This is a genomic window from Lachnospira hominis (ex Liu et al. 2021) (assembly GCF_014287955.1).
Lineage (GTDB): Bacteria > Bacillota > Clostridia > Lachnospirales > Lachnospiraceae > Lachnospira > Lachnospira hominis.
Map to the genome: position 1 here is coordinate 110240 of NZ_JACOPD010000008.1, position 24157 is coordinate 134396.

The following is a 24157-nucleotide window of genomic DNA, read 5'->3' on the forward strand; positions in this document are numbered from 1 at the left end:
TGTTACAGATGGCATATTTTGTGCAGATGTATATTTAAAAATGCATGATTTCTATTAAGAAAATCCATGCGAGTCCATAGTATGTCACGACGGCAACAAGGTCGTTTACTGTTGTGATAAGCGGACCTGAAGCAACTGCCGGGTCGATATGGATTTTTTTGAAAAACATAGGTATAAGTGTTCCCACAAGGCTTGATATAAGCATTGCAAGCATAAGTGCAGCACCGATACAGAGTGAGATGCTGAATGAAAACAGTATTGATGCACCCTTAAAAAAGTGGATATAGCTGCCAATGCATACAAGTGATAATATGCCGAGAATCAGTCCGTTGATAAGACCGACGCGGCCTTCTTTAAACACAAGTCCGAATTTTTGTCTGGCAGTCAGATCTTCATCCATGAGAACACGGATAGTAACAGCGAGTGACTGCGTACCTACATTTCCGGCCATATCAAGTATAAGTGACTGGAAACACATAACAATAGTAAGCTGGGCAACTACAGTTTCAAACATTCCTACAACAGATGAAACAACAAGTCCGAGACCGAGAAGTATAATCAGCCATGGCAGACGTTTTTTGATACTCTGTTTTAGCGGCTCATGCAAGTCCTCTTCAGAAGTAAGACCGGCAAGCATGGCGTAATCTTCACCCATTTCATCATCAACGACTTTAACAATATCCTGTGCGGTTATAACTCCTAAAAGCCTGTTATTTTCATCGAGTGCAGGAATAGAATCCTCTGAGTAATCTTTAATCCATTCGATACAATCGTCAATATCTTCTTTGGCATAGACGAAAGGATATGACGTTACAATTAAATCTGAGAGCGGCATATCAGCTCTGGCTATGATAAGCTCATTAAGGCTTATGGCACCACAGAAAACATCATTTTCATCTTCAACATAGATTGTAGAAATATTATCATTTTCGGCGGCCTGATTTACAAGCTCACGCATAGCCTGTTTAATTGTAAGTGTAGAGTGGATTAAAACGAAATTTGTTGTCATTTTGCTGCCTATCTGGTCATCGTCAAATGAAGAGATAAGAGCAATGTCACGTCTTGCATCATTACCTATAAGCTCGATTAAATCATCGCGTGTTTTTTTATCAAGGTGCTGGAGAACAAAAACTGCTTTGTCAGCGTCCATTTCGGATACAACAGCAGCTTTCTTCTTGATATCGAGCTCCTTGAAATATGTCGGAATATTGTCTTCGTCAACATATTCAAATATATCTGAAAGCTCGTCAATATTAAGCAGCCTGTATAATCTCTGTCTTTCTGATATGCTCATGCTGTCAAGTGCAGCGGCAATATCATTTTCGTGATAATCAAGCAGCTTGTCTTTAATCTGTGCAGGGGATGCGTTGCTTCTGATAATAGAAGCGATTTCCTTTTCGTAGTCAGGTTTTGCTGAAGAAAGTTCCTCAGCAGTTGTGTTTACGATGTCTTTTTCTTCCATCACAATCTCCTTTCATATTCAGTTAGAAATAGTCTGTAGCGACCGGACATGAAAATCATTGCCAGAAAAAGCAGGAGAAAAAAATCCGATGCAGATAACCGGATTTATGAAAGTTTTTCATATTTAGAAATGAAGAAATCTATAGACTTAAAATGAGACCCGCCATGACAAAAGTGCCGGGTTTAAAATCTATATTCTTATATGAATTCTTCTGATTTTTGCAGACAATGATGCTACTTCGCCCGTAACTGTCGTCAGTCATGATCTCACCTCGTTTTCATAAAATAATATTAAAAATAAATATGCGGAAAAATCCCACAAAGAAGATTATAGTTCACTGCAAATAAAAAAGTCAAGAAATAATATTATAAATATTATGAGCTGTTATATAAAAAGACAACCATATATAAGCAGATAAATTTATGGCTTATATAATGGCTGTCTCTATTATTAAAAAATCAAATATTTTTTGACGTATGTAAATTGTGTTCATGAAGATATTTTTCTTTGGTTGCAAGACCACCTCGTATGTGTCGTTCCTGTTTGTTAATGTCAAGAACCTTTCTTGCCTCACTTGCGAGTGAGGGATTAATACGTGCTAATCTTGAAGTGACATCTTTGTGAACAGTGCTTTTGCTGACACCGAATTTTCTTGCCGTCTGACGGACAGTAGCTTTTGTTTCGATAATATATTCAGCAGTTTTTATAGCCCGTTCTTCGATATAACCTTTCAATCAAAACCCCTGCATATTTGTTTGTATATCATATTCAATAATTAAGACAAATATGACCTCAAAGCGTTTTGAAAATATAGATTAAAGAATGGATGTTATAGTTAAATCAGGTGCTGCAGATAAATCAATAAATTTATCTTTGCAACGTATAACCGGTCTGCTTAAACTTCTGTCGTTAATGAGTACAACTTCACCTGTCTCGCCATTTGAAAGTTTGACATTGTTGTGAATGTATGATGATGCAACATTTTTAAAGAATGGAAGTGCAAATTTAGGATCAAGTGTTGAAAAACACTCTTGTTCCATAAGATGTATAACTGTAAAAGGACATACAGCACTTCTGTAAACTCTGTCTGATGTCATTGCGTCATAAATGTCGGCAATTGCAATTATTTTTGCAAAATCAGGAATCTTATCGCTTGTAAGTCCAAAAGGATAGCCTGTACCATCACATTTTTCATGATGAAGCAGACACGCTTCTTTAACTCTTGAGTCGATATCTTTATCTTTTATAATATCATAACCTTCGTTTACATGGGCTTTCATAACCTCAAATTCAGTAGGTGTAAGCTTGCCTGGTTTTTCAAGAATTTTCCTAGGAATACGGACTTTGCCTATATCATGTAAAAGACCACACAGTGTAAGAACATGCACATCTTCTTCGGAATAACCGAGCCATTCACCTATAATAGATGCAACAAGTGCAACATTTACGCTATGGGCATAAGTAAGGTCGTCAAACTGGCGTAAACTGTGCAGCATGTCAAACATCTGAAGTTTGTTTGAATATGTATTCATGAGAGAAAGGGGATAAGTAAGAAGTTCATCCACGTCAACATCTGCATTACGGTTTACAATATCATTTAACTGTGATTTTAAATCAGAAATTCCTTCATTGTATTCTTTACAGAAAGCTTTGAATTCTTTACTGTTTCTTACCTTTTCGTAATATGTAGAATTGTCATTCTCGACAGGTCTTACAGGTTCGGTGTAATCTTTATCAATAATCTCGATTTCAAGGATATGGTTTGCAGAAATCTTTGCAATCATATCCATATCAAGCTTTGTGCCTGAAGCAGCAATAAGAGAGCCATCGCTGTTAAGAACATCTTTAGAAAGAGTCATTCCGTCATCGGCATCAAAAATAAACACTGTCTTTGTATGTATGTTATTAGATGATGAATTATTATCTGACATAATTAAAATACCCCCGTTTAGATATAAAATAATATCGGCATTTGAATATGATTTTATTATAGAAAAAATGGGGCAAATTGTCAATTTTATAAAATAAAATAAAATATATTTCGGTAAAAACACTTGACTAGTAAGTATTAATTGTGTAATATTCATTTGAAATAAAAATATAACGAGTGAGTATCATGTAGCGGTATGCTTTATGATATTACATCCCTTATTTAGAGTGGCGGAGACACATAGGGTCTGTGAAGCCCGGCAACCCCGTAGGCAATGGCAGTGATTTGATGATTGAGCTGTTGCAAGGAAGGTGCCAACCTGAGCGAAGATATCCGGATTATACCGGAAGTTCGAACAATAAGAGGATTTCGAGTCTTGATGATTGCGGGTCCTTTTACGAGGGCTCTTTTTTTCGTTATGTTTTAATTAATGTAACCACATATACAATTAATTTTTATGAAGAAAGGAATTATTATGGAAAGAAGATTATTTACATCAGAATCTGTTACTGAAGGACATCCTGATAAAATCTGTGACCAGGTATCAGATGCAATACTTGACGCTTTATATGAGCAGGACCCATATTCAAGAGTAGCCTGCGAGACACTTACAAATACAGGATTTGTAATGGTTATGGGTGAGATTACAACAAAGGCAAATATCGACATTCCTCAGATTGTACGTAACACAGTTACAACAATCGGATATGACAGCTCAGAAAAGGGATTTGACGGAAATACATGTGCAGTTATGGTTGCACTTGACAAGCAGTCTGCAGATATTGCAATGGGTGTTGATAAAGCACTTGAAGCAAAAAATGGTGAAGAAGATGACGCTGCGATTGATGCAATCGGTGCCGGTGACCAGGGTATGATGTTTGGTTATGCAACTAATGAGACACCGGAATATATGCCATATTCAGCTGCACTTGCACAGAAACTTGCAAGACAGCTTACAGCTGTAAGAAAGAACGGACCTCTTTCATATTTAAGACCTGACGGAAAGACACAGGTTACTGTAGAATATGATGAAAATAACAAACCAGTCAAGCTTGATGCTATTGTTGTTTCTTCACAGCATGCACCTGAAATTTCACAGGAACAGATTCATGAAGATATCAAGAAATATGTAATTGATGCGGTTGTTGATCCTGCAATGATAGACGAAAATACAAAGATTTTCATTAATCCTACAGGAAGATTCGTAATCGGCGGACCTAACGGCGACAGCGGTCTTACAGGACGTAAGATTATCGTTGATACTTACGGCGGTGTTGCAAGACACGGCGGCGGAGCTTTCTCAGGAAAGGACTGCACAAAGGTTGACCGTTCGGCAGCTTATGCAGCACGTTATGTTGCAAAGAATATCGTTGCAGCAGGAATAGCTGACAGATGCGAAATCCAGCTCTCATATGCAATTGGTGTTGCACAACCTACATCAATCATGGTTGATACATTTGGAACCGGCAAGCTTTCAGAAGATAAGATTGTTGAGCTTATCAGAGAAAACTTTGATTTAAGACCGGCAGGAATTATCAAGATGCTTGATTTAAGACGTCCTATCTACAAGCAGACTGCAGCTTATGGTCATTTTGGTCGTCCGGATCTTGATCTTCCATGGGAAAAGACAGATAAAGCAGAATTATTAAAAAAATATTTATAAAAACAATTGTAAAATAACATTACGGTAATGTATAATAATAAGAGCCGGATGTGGGACAGACTTCCTGCATCCGGCTCTTATCAGTTTATTTAAGGAGATTTTGATGGAAGGGTATTATACAATTGAGAGATGGCTGGCATTCTTTTTTATATACAGCTTTCTCGGGTGGTGCATTGAATCAACTATAGTTTCTGTGAGCAAAAGAAAGCTTACAAACAGAGGATTTTTAAAAGGTCCTATGCTTCCATTATATGGTTTTGGGGCTTTGACAATTATAATTTCGACACTGATGGTTGCTGATAATGCAGTTCTTGTATATATATGCGGCATGATTGCGGCTACTGCACTTGAATACGTAACAGGTGCTGCAATGGAAGCTATATTTAATATGAAATATTGGGATTACAGTGACAAAAAGTTTAACATTCATGGATATATATGCCTGAAATCATCGCTTTTCTGGGGGTTTTTGTCAGTTGTGCTTGTTATGGTAATCCATGTGCCTATAGCAGAATTTATTGATTCACTTGACATAAGAATTCTTACGGCAGTTTTGCTGGTTATAATTGTGATTGCTGCGACCGATACAGTATTTGCATTTAAGAAAGCACTTGATTACCAGAAGCTTCTTGCTTATGAGTCTATGATAAAGAAAGAACTTTCAGAAATATCAGAAAGACTTGCGGAAGCAAAAGAAGCATTTACGGAAAAGGCAACTGCAAAGCAGATAGAATATTTTTCTAATCAGGAGCAGAAAGTTGAAAGGCTTCGTCTTGAACTTGACGCTGCAAAGGAGAAAGCCGGTAAACTTCACAAATCACTTTTAAAGAGCTTCCCATCTGCTTCATCTAAGAGGTTTGGCGAGGCGTTTGAAGAGATTAAGAAGTATGTAAGCACTAAGAAACAGTAAAGATATTAAAAAAAATTATAAATTTATTTAAAATAAGTCTTTTAAATTTTTTTTTTATTGTATATAATGATATTTAGGCATAAAATCTTTATTGCGTGGTACTTTGGCAGTGGTTTGTGCCGGAAGATTTATGGATGATTGGATATTGAACAGCTTAGTACAAAGTGAAAGGAGTAATTTCATGCTGTCAACAGATATAGGAATTGATTTGGGAACAGCCAGTATTCTGGTTTATATAAAAGGAAAAGGTGTTGTGTTAAAGGAGCCTTCAGTTGTTGCTTTTGACAGAGATACTAATAAGATAAAGGCCATTGGTGAAGAGGCACGTCTCATGCTTGGACGTACACCTGGTAATATTGTTGCCGTAAGACCTCTTCGTCAGGGTGTTATTTCAGATTATACAGTAACAGAGAAGATGCTCAAGTATTTTATTCAGAAAGCTATAGGCAGAAGAATGTTAAAGAAGCCTAGAATCAGTGTTTGCGTACCTTCAGGTGTAACTGAGGTTGAAAAGAAAGCCGTTGAGGATGCAACACTTCAGGCAGGAGCAAGAGAAGTTGCAATTATTGAAGAGCCGATAGCAGCAGCAATCGGTGCCGGAATTGATATTTCAAGACCATGTGGTAATATGATTGTTGATATCGGTGGCGGTACTACAGATATAGCAGTTATCTCACTCGGAGGTACTGTTGTAAGTACATCTATTAAGATTGCAGGTGATGATTTTGATGAAGCACTTGTAAGATACATGAGAAAGAAACACAATCTTCTTATCGGTGAGAGAACAGCCGAAGATATTAAGATAAAGATTGGTTCAGCATACCCAAGAGCAGAAGTTACAACTATGAATGTTAGAGGACGTAATCTTGTAACAGGTCTTCCTAAGACAGTAGAAGTGACATCAGAAGAGACAGAAGAAGCATTGAGAGAGGCAACTTCACAGATTGTTGAAGCAGTTCACAGTGTCCTTGAAAAGACACCTCCGGAACTTGCATCAGATATAGCCGACAGAGGGATTGTTCTTACAGGCGGTGGAAGTCTTCTTTCAGGACTTGAAGATTTAATTGAGGCAAAGACAGGTATTAATACAGTTACTGCTGAGGATCCAATGACAGCAGTTGCAATCGGTACAGGTAAGTTCATAGAATTCCTTGCCGGTTACAGAGATGAGAACTAAAAATATCAGGATGGAGGTCAGGTTATGGTAAGAGGCTTATATACTGCCTATACAGGAATGGTAAACAGCCAGCACAGACTTGATGTTGTATCTAACAATCTGGCGAATGCTACAACGACAGGATATAAAAAGGAAGGATGCACAACGCAGTCTTTTGATGCTGTTTATGGCATTAAGATTAAAGATGCGACAGTGGGTCATGTAAATCAGAATATCGGCAAGCTTTCGCTTGGAGCAAAAATCGGTGAAACGTATCGTAATTGGGAGCAGGGTTCTTTTGTTACAACAGATAATACATACGATTTTGCATTGTCAGGAAAGGGATTCTTTACGATTTCCTTTACAAACAAAGCCGGGGAGACATCAACGATGTATACCAGGGATGGGTCTTTTCAGATGAACGCAGATGGTTATCTGGTTACCAAGGATGGTGATTATGTGTTGGGAGAGAGCGGTGAGCCGATTGTTCTTCCGACAGATGCAACTAATATAGCAGTAGAACCTACAGGAGAGATATATGCTGATAATGAGTATGTAGATTCATTTCTTCTTACAGATTTTGAAGATTATAATTATCTCGAAATGTATGGTGAGAATCTTTATCGTGCCATAGATGGTGCAACACAGGCAGATGAGGTTACTGCAACAGTTAATCAGGGATTTAAAGAAGCATCTAATATCAATGTTGTTTCAGAGATGGTTGAGATGATTAGTATCGCAAGAGAGTATGAGAGCGGTCAGAAGGTCATCAATGCCATGGATGAGATGATGAGTAAGATGGTATCAATTTCTGAGTTATAAGTTTAGATGAAAGGCAGACAGAATGGTAAGATCATTATATTCAGCTGCATCAGGAATGATGGCACAGCAGACAAATGTTGATGTAATTGCAAACAATCTTGCAAATGTTAATACAATAGGATATAAGTCACAGAGTGCTGAATTCAAGTCACTTTTATATCAGGATTTACAGGCTAAGACAACTTCTGCTAATGGAGAAAATAAGCCGGTAAGTGCACAGGTTGGACTTGGTTCAAGAATATCATCAATAACATCACATTACACACAGGGTTCAGCAAATGCAACGGATGGTACAACAGATTTCCTTATAAACGGAATGGGATTTTTTGCAATAGAAAATATTGATGGAAATGTATATTATACAAGAAATGGTAATTTCTTCTTATCGGTAGATACTGAGGGAACGGTTCTTTGTACTGCAGAAGGTTATCCGGTTCTTAGTTCAGAAGGACAGCCTATTGTTCTTGACCCACAGTATCAGTCAACTAAGATTACAGTTGATGGAGACGGTAATATATGTTATCCTGACGAATCTAACAATGCACAGCCTATTGGAATAAAGATTGGATTATATCAGTTTCCTAATCCTTCAGGACTTACAAAGGTTGGTAATTCATATCTTGCAGAAAGTGATGCATCAGGCGTAGCAATCAATGAAGAGGATGGAGTTGTAAGCAAGAGTAAATTAAAGCAGGGTTATCTTGAAAGCTCTAATGTTAATGTGGCTACAGAGATGGTTAATCTTATAACAGCACAGAGGGCTTATGAGCTTTGTTCAAAGGCTATTACAACATCTGATACAATGATGGAGCAGGCAAACAACTTGAAGAGATAATAAGCGGCAGGGAGAATTATTATGGATAATATTATCAGTAATGTTAATTCCATTTATACTAATGGAACATATGCATCCGGTACAGGTAATTCACTTGAAGATAAAATAAATAATAAAGATTTGTCAAAAGCAACAGATGATGAACTCATGGAAGTCTGCAAAGATTTCGAGAGTTATTTCTTAGAACAGATGTTAAAGTCAATGGTAAAGATGACAAAAGTTGACGGTGATACGGATGATAGTAATCTGTATTCGTCACTTTTTGGAATGACTGATAATTCTGATTCGGGAATGAGTACACTTTCAAGTTATTTTGGTGATGAGATAGTTCAGCAGGTAGCTGACAAGATGACAGAGTCTAATGGTGGAAAAGGTCTTGGACTTGCACAGCAGCTTTACGAACAGATGAAGAGAAACTACGGAGTTAGTGAGGTATAATTATTTTGGAATATGAAGCTGTAAAATACGTTGAGGGATTTGTTGAAAATATTATTTTCCGCAATGAAGATAACGGATATACGGTGTTTGATATTACATATAATGGTGAAGAAGTAACCTGCGTTGGTGTATTAAGTTACATCAGTGCAGGTGAATTTATAGCCGCACAGGGTGAATTTGTCAAACATCCCGTGTATTACATGCAATTTAAAATAAAATCATATGAATTCAGGGCGCCTGACGATGCAAAATCGGTGAAGCGTTATCTTAGTTCCGGTGCGATTAAAGGCATTGGCGAAAAAATGGCCGAAAATATTGTGAATAAATTCGGTGATGATACATTCCGCATTATGGAAGAAGAACCGGAACGTCTTGCTGAGATTAAAGGAATCAGCATCAAAAAGGCAATGGATATTGCCGCACAGCTTATGGACAAAAGAGATGTGCGTCGTGCAATGATGTTTATGCAGGAGTTTGGCATAAGCATGAAGTTGGCTAACAAAATTTACACAAAATACGGACAAAACATATATACAATTCTAAAAGAAAATCCTTACCGTCTTGCTGATGATATTGATGGTATAGGCTTTAAAATTGCAGATGAAATAGCAGCAAAAGCCGGAATAAAAGTGGATTCGGCATTTAGAATTAAAAGCGGAATTTTTTACGTTTTATGTCAGGCAGCAGGGCAGGGACATGTATATCTTCCATTGGATGAGCTTGAAAGCTATGTCAAATCGCTTCTTTTGATAGAGTTTGATAATATGGAAAGTTATATAATGGACCTTGCGGTAGATAAAAAAGTTGTTGTAAAACAGAGTGGCGACAGAAAGCTTGTATACGCTGCGATTTATTATTATATGGAAACGTCTGTTGCAAGAAAACTGTGCGATTTGGATATAAGCTATTCATGTAACGATGAGGAGATGGAAGAATCAATTGAAAAAATTGAACAGCGTCTTAATATTGAACTTGATGAAATTCAAAAAGAGGCAGTGAAAAAGACTGTTCAAAATGGCCTTGTCGTTATAACAGGTGGTCCGGGAACCGGAAAAACAACAACAATAAATACCATAATCCGATATTTCCAGATGGAAGGGTTTGATATAAGGCTTGCAGCACCGACAGGAAGGGCAGCCAAAAGAATGAGTGAAACCTGTGGAATGGAAGCCCAGACAATACACAGACTGCTTGAGATAAGCGGAGGACCGCAGGAAGATTCCAATGGAAGTTCATTTGCAACTAATTTTGACAGAAATGAAGAAAATCCGCTTGAGACAGATGCTATTATAGTCGATGAAATGTCAATGGTTGATATAAGCATAATGAATTCGCTTTTAAAGGCAGTTGCGGTAGGAACAAGACTTATTCTTGTTGGCGATACCGACCAGCTGCCGAGTGTCGGTGCCGGAAATGTATTAAAAGATATAATAGCATCAGGATGTTTTCCGGTTGTAAGGCTTGAAAAGATTTTCCGACAGGCAGCCGAGAGTGAAATAGTTATAAATGCACATAAAATAAATAAAGGTGAGCCGGTCGTTCTTAATAAATACAGTAAAGATTTTCTTTTTGTAAGACGCGAAACACCTGATGAGATAATAGCTGCAATATGTACACTCGTAAAGAAAAAACTGCCGGATTATGTCGGTGCGGGAATTAATGAAATACAGATACTTACGCCATCTAAAAAATCTGCAACAGGTTCATTAAGACTCAATAAAATCATGCAGGAGTATCTCAATCCGCCACAGGCAGGAAAACAGGAAAAAGTGTATGGCGAAGTCACATTCCGTGAGGGAGATAAAGTTATGCAGATTAAAAATAATTACCAGACGGAATGGGAAAAGAAGAGTAAATACGGAGTGACATACGATGCCGGAAGCGGAGTATTTAACGGTGATACAGGAATAATTACAGAGATTAATACATTCATGGAGCAGATGACTGTAAAGTTTGATGATGAGCGTATTGTGAAATATGATTTTAAACAGCTTGAAGAGCTGGAACTTGCATATGCAATTACGGTACATAAATCGCAGGGAAGTGAATATCCAGCGGTTGTTATTCCGATGTATCCCGGCCCAAGGATGCTTATGAACAAAAATCTTTTGTATACAGCGGTTACAAGGGCAAGAAAATGTGTATGTATGGTTGGAAATGAAAACTGCTTTCATCAGATGGCACAAAATGAGTCTGAACAGAGACGTTATTCGTCTTTAGATGAAAGAATAAAAGAAATATATGAATTGGATAATGCGGTTTAAATGAAAGGGGTAAAAGCATAAATATTCTGGAAAAATTTTGTGGAAAAGCAATAGACTTCATATATCCGCCAGCGTGTCCTATATGTGGGACACCGTTGCCGGCGGGATTAAGACAACAGGGAATATGCAGGGGGTGTGTTAAAAAAATTGTGTATATCGGCGATGAAAGCTGCCTGAAATGTGGAAAACCATTAGATGTTGATGACAAAGAATACTGCCACGACTGTGCAAAGACAAAACATATATTTGACAGATCGGCGGCTGTTTTTTCGTATTCAGACGGATTAAAGCAGTCAATATACAGGTTTAAATATAAAGGATGCCGGGAATATGGAAAGTGGTATGCCACGCAGATGGCTGACAAGCTGGGAATGCTTATAAAAATATGGTCGCCTGATGTGATTGTTCCTGTTCCTATGTATGCAAAAAAACAGCGTGTAAGAGGGTACAATCAGGCAGAAATTATTGCGTGTGAACTTGGAAAAATTATACATGTCCCGGTTAACACACGGTTTCTTAAAAGAAATAAAAATACAGTTCCAATGAAAGAAGTTTCGGGACATGACAGGAGTAAAAATCTTGAAAATGCTTTTATTGCGGACAAAAATGTTGTAAAATATAAGAAAATACTATTGGTAGACGATATATATACTACAGGTGCAACGCTTGATGCGTGTGCTGCGGTATTAAAAAAATACGGGGTAGAAAAGGTATATGGTGCATGCCTTTGTATTGGAAGAGGAATGTCCTGAGAGGTAATGTTGCGATATGCAATATCTGGTATAGGATATTTCCGGTAAAATAACAGCGGTTTGGCGTGATGCCGGAACAGGAGGAAAATTATGGATGTAAGAAATTGTAGAGGATGCGGAAGATTATATAACTATATCGGTGGTTCATATAGGAATCTCTGTCCTGACTGCGTAAGAAAGTTAGAGGAAAAGTTTGATATTGTAAAGGACTATATAGAGGAAAACCATTCAGCAACGATGAATCAGATTTCAGAAGACTGCGATGTGAGTGTAAGACAGCTTGAAAAGTGGGTTCGTGAAGAGAGACTCTGCTTTGCAGATGATTCCCCAATAGGTATTCCATGTGAAAATTGTGGAAAGACAATAAAATCTGGAAGATATTGCGAGGCTTGTAAGAACACGCTTGCAAATCAGCTTGGCAGCATGTATGCCATAAATTACGAAGAAGATGATGAAAAAGATAAGAGTTCAAGAGCGAGAATGCGTTATCTTGACAGAAAATAAAAACGTAATTTAAAAAGTTGATTTTTGCTGTTAAGAAAAATAAAATAAACGCCGATACATTTCACATAAGATAAAAGAAAGAGAGGCGGTTAGCATGCGTATAGATGCATATAATGCGGTAAGCCGGATTTACAAGTCAAGCACAAAAGTGAATACTGCTAAGAAAACATCAGGCAGTTCTGAGTTCAGTGATAAACTTGAAATTTCAAATGCGGCTAAAAGCTATCAGACAGCAAAGTCAGCAGTTAATGCGGCAGAAGATGTCCGGATGGATAAAGTAGAAGCCCTCAGGGCACAGTTTGCAAACAGAACATATAATGTCAGTTCAGAAGATGTGGCTGATAAGATAATTGCAGATGCAGAAACATTAGTATTTTAGGCGGTGGAATTAGATGGCGAGTTTGATAGAGACACTTATAGATGTGTTGGATAAAGAAAATACAGAATATCAGGGCCTTTTGAAGCTTTCCGAAGAAAAGACCACCGCCATTGTTAATGGCAATGTTGAAAGATTACAGGAAATTCTTGGACTTGAGCAAAGAAGCATTGATAAGATTAATAAACTTGATGCTTTCAGGGATGAGAATGTGGGAGATATATGCAATGTCCTTAATATTCCTAGAAAAGGAATAAAGATTGAGAATATTGCAGATATGTTGTCAGGACAGCCCAAAGATGCAAAAGCTCTTACGGATGTTCATATGAAACTGAAAAGAACACTTGATCAGTTGATGAAAGTTAATGAGAATAATAAGATGTTATTGCAGGAGTCGATGGATATGATTGAATTTGAGCTTAATCTTGCAAAGAATTCAAAGGTTGCACCACAGACGGGTAATTATAGTAAAGGTGCTTACGAGCAGAATAATTCATATCCTACGGCAGGAGGATTTGACGCCAAGCAGTAACGGATTAATATAAATTTATAAAGATTATTTCAAAAGCTGCTTTGCAGCTTTCTTAATTTATGCGGGCAGTAAGCCAGAGTCATTACTTGTATGAGAATGAGAATTTGGCGGATACCGCAGTTCTATATACTCACGGATGAGTATATGCCCGGCTTACGGATAAGCAATACCGGCAGGAGGATATTTATGGCTAATGGAATGGCGAGTCTGTTTGTTGGTGCATCAGGCCTAAAATCAGCACAGACAGCATTAAATACAACGGCACACAACCTTTCTAATATCAATACAGAGGGTTATACAAGACAGCAGATTGCATTCAGGGATACACACTATCTTAGAATCGGTGGAAGCTATGCTTCACCTTCAGCATCTGTATACGGACTTGGTGTTGGGATAAGCGAAATCAGAAGAATAAGAGACGAATTTATAGATAAAGCATATCGGACAGAAAACGGCCGGCTTGGTTATTACTCAAACCAGTACAAGGCTATTGAAGAAGTTGAAGACCAGTTTGGAGAACTTCAGGGCGTAACATTTCAGGACGCATTGAACAATCTGTATACGGCAATTAATGAACTTAGTAAAGAACCAGCAAGTACTGTAAAGCGTTCTTCACTCATACAGAATGCGTCAGCACTTGTGACAAGGTCTGATGCAATTTATTCAGGACTTAAAGATTATCAGGAAACTCTTAACATAGATGTTGCCAATGCAATTAACAAAATCAATGCTTATGGTGAAAAGATTTTTTCACTGAATAAGCAGATTGCAAAGATTGAAGGTACAGGTGTTGAGAATGCCAACGATTTGAGAGACCAGAGAGATAAAGCACTTGATGAACTCAGTGAGTATATTGATATTTCATATTACGAAGTGCAGGGCGGAGAGATATATGTAAATGCTGGTGGAGTTCCATTTGTGACAATGTCGTCATATACGCAGATGTCATCAAGAACGAATGATGATTCGACATTACTTAATCCGACATGGCCGGCATTTGAAAGAGACGTATATCCGGAGACAGAATTGTATTCTGCATTGACAGATAAAGACAAGGGCGGACTTAAAGGCACACTTCTTGCAAGAGGAAGCATTGAAGTCGATTATACAGATATACCGGTAAAACCTGATAAAGCTGATTATGATCTTACAACAGCGGACGGAAAAGCGGCCTATGATAAAGATTATGCAAAATATCAGGAGAAGCAGGAATATTATAATAAGTACATAGAACCATCGGTTATCCTTAGTGCTCTTGCGGGCGTTGATAAGCTTATGAACGGTATTGTGACAAAGATAAATGATGTTCTTTGCCCGGAGAAAGACATGAAGCTTACAACAGCTTTGACAGATGAAAATGGCAACGAAATTATGCCAAACAGCTACAGTTATACTGTTTCAGATGCTGTTTTATATGATAAATATAAAAATGAAGTAAAAGGTTTTGATAACGGCGACGGAACATACAGCTACGAATCATCAGAGCCTCTTTATACTGATAAAGATTTAAAAAATAAGGCTGACGTAACATCATACAATTATACTGTGCTTGACATGGATAAGACAGATTATGGCATGGATGAAGATAAGACAGTCGGCACAGAAATCTTTGGAAGACTTAATACAAAGCGTTATATAAAGATGAAAGATGCTAATGGTAATGACATGTATGTTCATAATAACCAGAATGAAAAAGGCGACCGTTCAGAATATAAGCTTGGAAATATAATTATGAATTCTGTTGCAGAACAGGATATAGCAAAGATTCCAATGACAACGCTTCAGGGAAAAGAAGATATGGCTAAGGGTCAGGAACTTATTGATGCATGGAACGGTGATTTCGCATCAATAAATCCGCAGATGTATGCTGTTGGCAATTTCAGCACATATTACAATAACTTTATCGGAGAATTCTCGACAGTGGGAAAAGTTCTTTATAATTATGTAGACCACCAGCAGACAATGGTTGACGGATACGATGACCAGAGACTTCAGTCAGAAGGTGTTGCATCAGATGAAGAACTTGAAAAAATGATAAAATACCAGCAGGCATACAATGCCTCATCAAGATATGTCAATGTAATAAGCGAGATGCTTGAACATATAGTTACAGCACTTGGTTCATGATAATGGCGGAAAGGAAAAAGTGAGAATATGGCATCAACATTTTTTGGATTAACAATCGCATATTCAGGATTACAGGCGGCAAATACGTCATTAACAATAACAGGTCACAATGTATCTAATATTAATACAAAAGGATACACAAAACAGCAGGCAGGTACACAGGCAGCGGATGCTTTAAGAACACATACAACATACGGTGCTATCGGTTCCGGTGTTGTTGTTACAGAAATAAGCCAGATACGAGACAGTTACTATGATGTAAAATACCGTAATAATATGGCAAATTACGGTCAGTATTCAGTAAAAGAAAGTTATATGGGACAGATTGAAGATTATCTTGATGAGTTTACACTCAACGGATATTCACAGGAATACAAAAATTTCTTTTCTGCCGTAAACCAGCTTACAATTACACCTGGAGATACATCGGCTAAGAACCAGCTTATCAATAATGCAAAGAGCCTTGCAGATTATTTTAACACACTTACAACAAATTTAAGAAATGTTCAGGCTGATGCAAATAACGAGATAAAAGATGCTGTCCAGCAGATTAATTCATATGCAAAAAATATAGCTGCACTTAACAGACAGATTAACCAGATTGAAGCAAATTATGGTAATGCAAATGATCTGCGTGATAAGAGAAATGCCATGATTGATGAACTTTCAGAGATTGTCAATCTTGAGACATCAGAAGAAGATATGGGAAATAATGTATCTAATTTTTCAGTAAGAATCAACGGACAGACATTAGTTTCATCATACAGCTATAATACACTTGAAACGGTTGCAAGAACTGATAAAAAGAATTACTCAGACGCAGAAGGCCTTTATGATGTACAGTGGAATTCAGGACAGAAGTTTGATATGTACAGCACATCTTTAAGCGGACATTTAAAAGGTCTAATAGATATAAGAGATGGTAATAATGGTGAGCATGAAAATATAGAAACTGATGATGATGGTAACAATGTTACTGATTCAGATGGCAATCTTGTGCTTACGACAGCACCGGCGGCAGATAAGACAGTTTCATATAAAGGTGTTCCTTATTATCAGGCACAGCTCAATGAATTTGCAAAAATTTTCTCTGATGCAGTTAATAAGATAATGAAGTCAGGTTACACGTCTGATGGAAGCAGCAAGGGAATTTCATTATTTGTAACGCAGCCAAATACAACAGTAATGTCAGCAGGAAATATAACAGTTAATCCTGAACTTCTTAAAAATGCTGATTTGCTTGCAATTAAAAAAGAGCAGAATGACGGTGAGTCAGACGCAAAGATAATGGAAGAATTAAATAAGCTTCAGAGCGAAAAGATATTTGCAGGCGGCACAGGCTCGTATTTCCTTGAAAGTATTGTCAGTGATATGTCAATTGATTCACAGAAGGCTGTTAATCTGTATAAGAATTATACTGATTTGAAGACGAGCATACATAACCAGAGACTTTCAATAATGGGTGTTGATACAGATGAAGAAGCTATGGATATGATAAAGTATCAGCAGGCTTATAATCTTAACTCAAAGATGATGTCAGTCATGAACCAGATTTATGACAAGCTTATCAATCAGACTGGAATATAAAAGAAAGGAAGCGGCATAGATGAGAATAACTAATCAGATGATGGTCAACAGTACGATGGCCAATATCCAGGTAAATAAAAAACAGGTAAATACGCTTGAAACACAGCTTTCTACGCAGAAAAAAATCAATAAGCCGTCAGAGGATCCTGTAATTGCAATCAGAGCATTACGTCTTCGTTCAAGCCTTGAACAGGTTACACAGTATCTTAATAAAAATATTCCTGATGCTGATTCGTGGCTCAAGACAACAGAGGGTGCTGTAGACGAAGCTGTATCAGTAATAACAGACCTTTATGCTTATTGTGAACAGGGTGCGACAGACTCATATTCACCTTCAGAAAGAAGTACACTGGCAGAGAGCCTTAATAAACTTCGCGATGCATACTATGCGGAAGGCGATGTTGAATATGCCGGAAGATATCTCTTTTCAGGTTATATGACAGATACACCGCTCACATATCAGTCAGATGAGACAGCAGCTAAAGCGGATTTTACAATAACACAGGAGTTTACAAGAGAAAACATAGAATTAAAGACAGTATATACAAATGCTTATTCTAATGATGATATTCTTAATCTTAATGTTAAGACAGATGCAGCGACAGGAAATGTTATAACACCTAATGTTGCAGATGTTCACAGAGTAAGAATCGGATATACAAAAGTTTCTGATGCAGGCACATTTGAAATCAAGTTAAATGACGGAACTACAATTGCGGCAGCAGCTGTTAATGATTCCAATTATCAGCCGGGAGATGATGAGGCAGCATTTAATGCAGCGACAGGTGAGATTCTTCTTGGAGAAAATGTATATAAGCAGTTATATGCTTCTGACGGATTTTCATTTACATACAGAAAAGATAACTTTGCAAAAGGTGATTTGAATCCTGTAATGTATTATGACTGTGTTGACAACAATCCTGATAATGCAGGTGTTGTATATACAAAGAAAACAGAAGATATTGAATATAATATCAACTTCTCACAGAAGTTAAAAGTTAATACAGAAGCCAACGAAGTATTTAATATGTATCTGGGAAGAGATATTGATGATTTGATTACATCAGTAAATAATGTTATTGATATTGAGGCACAGCTTGAAAAAGTTGAGGGAATGTTAAAACAGGATATTTACAGTGATAAAGATTCACAGAGCAAGTTGAATTCTATAAAGGAAGGTCTTACAAAGCAGAATGAACTTGCAAAAGAAGAGATGAAAAACCGCTTTGAGTATTGTGTCGGTACAATGCAGGGTTATCAGGAACAGGCATCGCTCGCAAAAGCAGATGCAGGTAACAGAATGACAAGACTTAATCTTACAAAGAGCAGACTTACAGAACAGAAAACGAACTTTACAAATCTCAAATCAGAAAATGAAGATATTGACCTTGAAGAAGTTGTAGTTGGATATTCTGCAGCACAGCTTGTATACAATGCTTCTCTTACAGCGGCAAGCAAAGTAATACAGCAGACATTGCTTGATTTCTTATAAAATTAAGGAAAGGTTTGATTTAGCATGAAAATACAGACAAAGTGGTTTGGGGAAATTGATACAACAGAAGATAAAATAATAACATTTGAAAAAGGAATAATAGGATTTGAAGATTTCAAAAAGTTCACGATAGTTGTTGATGCCGAAAAGGAATCAGAAAATACAATAATGTGGCTTCAGTCAGCAGAAGAACCTTCGCTTGCACTTCCTATTATCAAACCGGAAATTGTAAAAGAAGATTACGATCCTATAGTGGAAGATGAACTTATAAAATCACTTGGTGAAGATATAGAAAATGCATATCTTGCCGTGTATGTCACAATAACAGTTCCATCGGACCTTACAAAGATGACATGCAATCTTAAAGCACCAATAATAGTAAATATGGATACAATGAAAGGAACGCAGCTCATTGCCGGTAATGAAGATTATCAGGTTAGATTTCCTATTTACGATATACTTGATGCAAAAAAACAGAAGGATGGTGAGTAGGATGCTGGCATTATCAAGAAAAAAAGATGAGGCAGTTATTATCAATGATGACATAGAGATTACTATAATCGAGATAAAAGGCGACCAGGTTAAAATCGGTATATCAGCACCAAAATCAGTTCCAATCTATAGAAAAGAAGTATATATGCAGATTCAGAATGCCAACAAGGAGGCGGCACAGTCTGTAGATATAAAAAATATCAAAGAGTTGTTTACAAAAAAATAGAAAAACGGGTTAATTATAAAACTCATTTTTCCGATATACAACGTAGCACATAGGAAAACATGATATTATCTATCACACGGAGGTGGATTTAAGATGGGAATGGAATCAATAAGCAGAGTTACAGCAGCACAGAGTTATCAGGCAAACACAGCTGCAAGCCAGCCGGCACCTGTAACTAATGTAGAGACATCTGATGCCGTAGCACAGGATAAGCAGACAGAAGTAAAGTCAAGCCAGCAGTCAGATAACACGGGCAGCAGCCAGACATCTGACAATTCAGATAAAAATGCGGCAACAATGAAAGACATGAGCGAGATTAATAAGATTATTAACCGCAATACTGTTGCTGAATTCGGCTATAATGAGCCAACTAACAGAATAACAATTAAAATTAAAGACAGGGATACAGATGAAGTTATAAGAGAGATTCCATCTGAAAAGGCATTAAAGATGCTTGAAAAAGCATGGGAGATAGCCGGAATTCTTGTTGATGAGAAGAGATAAGTATACAATGATTGTTTAAGCACACGGAGGTGCAGATAGGAGTATAATATGCCAATAAGATTATCAGGATTATCATCAGGTCTTGATACTGAATCACTCGTAAGTGCTTTAGTATCATCATATACATTACAGAAGGATAACCTTGTAAAAGCACAGACAAAACTTTCATGGAAGCAGGAAAGCTGGAAGACTATGAATAAAAGTATTTACAGCTTTTACACAGGAAAATTGTCTTCTATGAGATTTTCAAAAAATTATAACTTAAAAACAGCCACAGTTTCAAACAGTTCATATGCTAAAGTTACAGCAAGTTCTTCTGCTGTAAATGGTACACAGACACTTAAAGTCAATAAGCTTGCAGCCACAGGATATCTTACAGGCGGCGAAATAAGCGGAACTGATGACAACGGCAAAGATGCTAAGCTTAGTGGAAGTTCTAAACTCAGCAATGTTAAAGGAATTGGAGATTTGTCAGATGGCAAAGTGACAGTAACTGTTGATGGTAAGACAAGAGATATTGCGGTATCAGGTGATATGACAATTAATAAGTTTGTCACAGAATTAAAGGAAGCAGGCCTTAATGCAAACTTTGATTCCGAAAACCAGAGATTCTTTATCAGTGCAGCAAAGTCAGGTGAAAGCCATGATTTTTCAATAGTTTCTAATAATCAGAATGGTCTTAATGCACTTAAAGGACTTGGAATATACACAACAAAAGACAGCAAAGGCAATGCCTCAGCTGATATGGCTGAATATACAAAGTGGGCTAATTATAGCACGGCTAAGCTTGATGCTATCAAGCAGTCTGCATATGAAAGCAAGAAAATCAATTATGCTGACCGGGCAAAATCTTATGCAGATAAGTACAATGCAGCTAAAAAAGTTGTAGATACTATAGATGCTGACGATACATGGGCAGGCATTGATAATGCAAAAGCAAAGTTGTCAAAAAAACAGACAGATTTTACTGATAAATATAAAGATTACGTTAAAAAAGATGATGATGGCAACGATGTAAAAGACAGCAGTGGCAATATTGTATATGATACAGATAAGCTTGAAAAAGATGGCAAGCTTACAGAATATAATGCCGAAAAGAAATCAATTGATGCGTTAAATAATAATATTACAACATATGAGACTAATAAAAAAACAATGGAAGATACAGCTTCATATGTTACAATAAAAGATGACGGAAGTGCAGCTGCTGCAACAGCAGATGATGCAGATAAATCAGCATATGATAAGATTGTCGCGGAAGTTGATACAGATAATGCAAAGATTAAGTCTGACTCAGATGCTGCAATAGATGCAAAGGCAGCATTTGCAAAGCAGATGGTAAGCTCATCAGGTGATGATTCAACAGGTGCGGTAAGAATTACAGGCAGCGATTCAGAGATTGTATTAAATGGTGCAACATTTAAGAATAATACTAATAATTTTTCAATTAATGGACTTACAATCCAGGCAACAGCACTTACAGGCAATGAAACAGTATCAATTACAACGGATACAGATATAGATGGTATCTATAAGCAGATTAAAGATTTCTTCAAAGATTATAATGAATTGATTAAAGCTATGGATACAGCTTACAATGCAGATAGTTCCAAGGGTTATGAACCTCTTACAAGCGATGAAAAAGAGGCAATGACAGATGATGAAGTCAAAGAGTGGGAGAAGAAGATTAAAGATTCTCTTTTAAGAAAAGATTCAACGCTTGGCAATGCATCTACAGCTATGAAGACGATTATGTCATCATCAATCAGCATTAATGGTAAGAGCTATTCATTAGCTAACTTTGGTATTAAGACACAGGGGTATTTCAGTTCAGGTACTAATGAAAAAGGTGTATTCCATATAGATGGTGATTCAGACGATTCAGTTTCATCAGCTAATGAAGATAAGTTAAAAGCTGCACTTGCAAGTGACCCTGATACAACAATATCATTCTTCTCACAACTTGCATCAAATCTTTACAGCGATTTGACGAAGAGAATGTCATCTACAAGCATGAGAAGTATATATACAATATACAATGACAAGCAGATGGCGACAGAGTATTCAACATATACAACTAAGATTTCTGATAAAGAGACAGAGATAAGTACATGGGAAGATTATTATTACAATAAATTCTCTAAGATGGAGTCTGCACTTGCTAAGCTTAACCAGACACAGTCTTCACTTTCAGGATATTTCTCTTAAAAATAATTAGTTTATATGTCTGCACAAAATCTGGTTGTGCAGGCATATGGACGTTAAAGAAAGGTACGGGTTACTAAGGGATGGCATTTAATCAGGCAAATCAGGCATATGCAGAATATAACAGAAATAAAGTTCTTACGGCATCACCGGCGGAACTTACGCTTCTTTTATATGAGGGAGCTATAAAATTCTGCAATATTGCAATTATAGGCTTGGAACAAAATGATATGGAGAAAGTTCATAACAATATCATAAAGGTAGAAAATATAATAGAAGAATTTCAGGCGACGCTTAATCATAAATATCCGGTTGCAGAAGATTTTGATAAGATATATAAGTATATATATAATCTTTTAGTTGAGGCTAACATTAAAAAAGATAAAGAGCTTCTTGAACAGGCATTAAATGAACTTCGAGGCATGCGTGATACATGGAAAGAAGTAATGGCAAAAGCAAAGCAGGGTTAATTACTAAGGCGGTGAATCATGGAAACAGAAAATTATGTTCAGATGATGACAGACAGCCTGATAATGAAAAAAGATATACTTGAAAAAGTTATAGTGCTAAGCGAAGCACAAAATGGTATATTGGCTGCAGCAGAATTTGATGAGAAAGCTTTCCGTGAAAATATTGATGAGAAAGCAGAACTCATAGATAAGATAGAAAGACTTGATGACGGATTTAATTCACTTTTTGCAAGAGTTAAGGAAACTCTTGACGGACATAAAGATGAATACAAATCAGAAATAATCGTTATCAAAGAACTGATAAAAAGTGTAACTGAGCTTGCAGTGCGGGTTCAGGCACAAGAGGCAAGAAATAAAGTTCTTGCTGAAAACAGATTTGCCCAGATGAGAAAAGAAGTTTCAAATGCGAAGAGAAACACTCAGGCGGCAAGTACATATTATAACAGCATGAACAAGCTGAATTTTGAGCCACATCTTATGGATCAAAAAAAATAAAAAAGATTATATTCGGGGGTAAAGTTTAAAACAGAATCACCGATATAATATATAACAGGTTATTAAATAAATAACCTAAACAAAATAATATTAGTGGCAGGGACGCCACTGTAAATTCAAGGAGGAAACAATTATGGTAGTACAGCACAATTTATCAGCAATGAACACTAGCAGACAGATGAACAGTGTATCAAGTGCAATGTCAAAGTCAACAGAAAAGTTATCATCAGGTTACAAGATTAACCGTGCAGGTGATGATGCAGCTGGTCTTTCAATTTCAGAAAAGATGAGAAGCCAGATCAGAGGTCTTAACAAGGCTGCTTCAAATGCACAGGATGGTATCTCTCTTGTACAGGTAGCAGAAGGTGCTCTTAATGAGACACATTCAATCTTACAGAGAATGAACGAACTTGCTACACAGGCAGCTAACGATACTAATACATCTGTTGATAGAGATGCTATCCAGCAGGAACTTAACCAGCTTACAAGCGAAATTGACAGAATCCAGTCTACAACACAGTTCAACTCAATGAACCTCTTAGACGGTACATTCTCATCAAAGCAGCTTAAGCTTCAGGTTGGTGCTTTACAGGGTCAGTCAATTGGTGTATCTATTGCAAAGATGAGTGCTTCAAAGCTTGGTCTTGCAGGTACAGATGGTAAAGTTTCATTAAAAGTATCAGCATTCTCAACAGCAGGTGCAGCAATGAAGACAATTCAGGCTGCTATCAAGACAGTATCTGATACACGTTCAAAACTCGGTGCTATCCAGAACAGACTTGAGCACACAATTAACAACCTTAACACAACAAGTGAGAATACACAGGCAGCTGAATCACGTATCCGTGATACAGATATGGCTAGTGAAATGGTTGAGTACAGCAAGAACAATATCCTTGCTCAGGCAGGTCAGTC

The 24157-nt window shown here is 37.1% G+C and carries 24 protein-coding genes and 1 riboswitch; of the genes, 21 read left to right on the forward strand and 3 right to left on the reverse strand.

Annotated elements, in window-relative coordinates; all coding sequences use genetic code 11:
- Nucleotides 1-34: 34 nt before the first annotated feature.
- The 3 genes from mgtE to H8S01_RS11465 form a co-directional block, all read right to left on the reverse strand.
- Nucleotides 35-1462 carry a magnesium transporter gene (gene mgtE / locus H8S01_RS11455; RefSeq protein ID WP_186837244.1) on the reverse strand — a complete coding sequence of 476 codons (1428 nt, stop codon included), beginning with the start codon at nucleotides 1460-1462 and terminating at the stop codon, nucleotides 35-37.
- 458 nt (nucleotides 1463-1920) lie between these two features.
- Nucleotides 1921-2196: a sporulation transcriptional regulator SpoIIID gene (gene spoIIID / locus H8S01_RS11460; RefSeq protein WP_021866349.1), complete on the reverse strand. Its 276-nt coding sequence runs from the start codon at nucleotides 2194-2196 to the stop codon at nucleotides 1921-1923.
- Nucleotides 2197-2277: 81 nt separating this feature from the next.
- On the reverse strand, nucleotides 2278-3393 hold the full coding sequence (locus H8S01_RS11465; protein WP_207723055.1) for an HD-GYP domain-containing protein: 1116 nt from the start codon (nucleotides 3391-3393) through the stop codon (nucleotides 2278-2280).
- 214 nt (nucleotides 3394-3607) lie between these two features.
- Nucleotides 3608-3757: riboswitch (SAM riboswitch) on the forward strand.
- A 110-nt stretch (nucleotides 3758-3867) separates the two neighbouring features.
- On the opposite strand from H8S01_RS11465, the gene metK reads away from it, so the two are divergent.
- From metK to H8S01_RS11570, 21 genes are all read left to right on the forward strand, one after another.
- Nucleotides 3868-5055, forward strand: coding sequence for a methionine adenosyltransferase (gene metK / locus H8S01_RS11470; protein ID WP_207723056.1), 1188 nt, complete (start codon nucleotides 3868-3870; stop codon nucleotides 5053-5055).
- A 103-nt stretch (nucleotides 5056-5158) separates the two neighbouring features.
- A complete protein-coding gene (locus H8S01_RS11475) occupies nucleotides 5159-5965 on the forward strand; it encodes a putative ABC transporter permease (protein WP_021866352.1) in 807 nt (268 codons plus the stop codon).
- A gap of 181 nt (nucleotides 5966-6146) precedes the next feature.
- Nucleotides 6147-7142 (forward strand): rod shape-determining protein, encoded by a 996-nt coding sequence (locus H8S01_RS11480; protein ID WP_021866353.1) that lies wholly within the window; start codon nucleotides 6147-6149, stop codon nucleotides 7140-7142.
- A gap of 24 nt (nucleotides 7143-7166) precedes the next feature.
- Nucleotides 7167-7943 carry a flagellar hook-basal body protein gene (locus tag H8S01_RS11485; RefSeq protein WP_021866354.1) on the forward strand — a complete coding sequence of 259 codons (777 nt, stop codon included), beginning with the start codon at nucleotides 7167-7169 and terminating at the stop codon, nucleotides 7941-7943.
- 22 nt (nucleotides 7944-7965) lie between these two features.
- Nucleotides 7966-8778 (forward strand): flagellar hook-basal body protein, encoded by an 813-nt coding sequence (locus tag H8S01_RS11490; protein WP_021866355.1) that lies wholly within the window; start codon nucleotides 7966-7968, stop codon nucleotides 8776-8778.
- Nucleotides 8779-8799: 21 nt separating this feature from the next.
- Nucleotides 8800-9216, forward strand: coding sequence for a hypothetical protein (locus tag H8S01_RS11495; protein ID WP_021866356.1), 417 nt, complete (start codon nucleotides 8800-8802; stop codon nucleotides 9214-9216).
- A 5-nt stretch (nucleotides 9217-9221) separates the two neighbouring features.
- Entirely contained in the window at nucleotides 9222-11480 is a 2259-nt protein-coding gene (locus H8S01_RS11500; RefSeq protein WP_186837245.1) for an ATP-dependent RecD-like DNA helicase, read from the forward strand.
- Between the two features lie 59 nt (nucleotides 11481-11539).
- Nucleotides 11540-12232, forward strand: coding sequence for a ComF family protein (locus tag H8S01_RS11505; protein ID WP_330605598.1), 693 nt, complete (start codon nucleotides 11540-11542; stop codon nucleotides 12230-12232).
- Between the two features lie 90 nt (nucleotides 12233-12322).
- Nucleotides 12323-12736: a flagellar protein gene (locus tag H8S01_RS11510; protein ID WP_186837247.1), complete on the forward strand. Its 414-nt coding sequence runs from the start codon at nucleotides 12323-12325 to the stop codon at nucleotides 12734-12736.
- Nucleotides 12737-12830: 94 nt separating this feature from the next.
- Nucleotides 12831-13115, forward strand: coding sequence for a flagellar biosynthesis anti-sigma factor FlgM (gene flgM, locus H8S01_RS11515; protein ID WP_186837248.1), 285 nt, complete (start codon nucleotides 12831-12833; stop codon nucleotides 13113-13115).
- A 13-nt stretch (nucleotides 13116-13128) separates the two neighbouring features.
- Complete coding sequence (locus H8S01_RS11520; RefSeq protein ID WP_021866361.1) at nucleotides 13129-13644, forward strand: flagellar protein FlgN; 516 nt, start codon at nucleotides 13129-13131, stop codon at nucleotides 13642-13644.
- A 186-nt stretch (nucleotides 13645-13830) separates the two neighbouring features.
- Nucleotides 13831-15771: a flagellar hook-associated protein FlgK gene (gene flgK / locus H8S01_RS11525; protein WP_186837249.1), complete on the forward strand. Its 1941-nt coding sequence runs from the start codon at nucleotides 13831-13833 to the stop codon at nucleotides 15769-15771.
- A 27-nt stretch (nucleotides 15772-15798) separates the two neighbouring features.
- The gene (gene flgK, locus H8S01_RS11530) at nucleotides 15799-17358 is read left to right on the forward strand and encodes a flagellar hook-associated protein FlgK (protein ID WP_021866363.1); all 1560 of its coding nucleotides are present in this window, start codon (nucleotides 15799-15801) and stop codon (nucleotides 17356-17358) included.
- A gap of 19 nt (nucleotides 17359-17377) precedes the next feature.
- Nucleotides 17378-18850 carry a flagellar hook-associated protein FlgL gene (gene flgL, locus H8S01_RS11535; RefSeq protein ID WP_021866364.1) on the forward strand — a complete coding sequence of 491 codons (1473 nt, stop codon included), beginning with the start codon at nucleotides 17378-17380 and terminating at the stop codon, nucleotides 18848-18850.
- Nucleotides 18851-18874: 24 nt separating this feature from the next.
- Nucleotides 18875-19342: a flagellar assembly protein FliW gene (gene fliW, locus H8S01_RS11540; RefSeq protein WP_021866365.1), complete on the forward strand. Its 468-nt coding sequence runs from the start codon at nucleotides 18875-18877 to the stop codon at nucleotides 19340-19342.
- A gap of 1 nt (nucleotide 19343) precedes the next feature.
- Entirely contained in the window at nucleotides 19344-19568 is a 225-nt protein-coding gene (gene csrA, locus H8S01_RS11545; protein ID WP_186837250.1) for a carbon storage regulator CsrA, read from the forward strand.
- A 93-nt stretch (nucleotides 19569-19661) separates the two neighbouring features.
- The gene (locus H8S01_RS11550; RefSeq protein WP_243204357.1) at nucleotides 19662-20072 is read left to right on the forward strand and encodes a flagellar protein FlaG; all 411 of its coding nucleotides are present in this window, start codon (nucleotides 19662-19664) and stop codon (nucleotides 20070-20072) included.
- Between the two features lie 48 nt (nucleotides 20073-20120).
- Nucleotides 20121-22280 carry a flagellar filament capping protein FliD gene (fliD, locus tag H8S01_RS11555; protein WP_186837251.1) on the forward strand — a complete coding sequence of 720 codons (2160 nt, stop codon included), beginning with the start codon at nucleotides 20121-20123 and terminating at the stop codon, nucleotides 22278-22280.
- An 80-nt stretch (nucleotides 22281-22360) separates the two neighbouring features.
- Nucleotides 22361-22747, forward strand: coding sequence for a flagellar export chaperone FliS (gene fliS, locus H8S01_RS11560; protein WP_186837252.1), 387 nt, complete (start codon nucleotides 22361-22363; stop codon nucleotides 22745-22747).
- An 18-nt stretch (nucleotides 22748-22765) separates the two neighbouring features.
- Complete coding sequence (gene flgN, locus H8S01_RS11565; protein WP_186837253.1) at nucleotides 22766-23242, forward strand: flagellar export chaperone FlgN; 477 nt, start codon at nucleotides 22766-22768, stop codon at nucleotides 23240-23242.
- Between the two features lie 133 nt (nucleotides 23243-23375).
- On the forward strand, nucleotides 23376-24157 hold a 782-nt coding region (locus H8S01_RS11570), incomplete at its 3' end, for a flagellin (protein WP_186837254.1).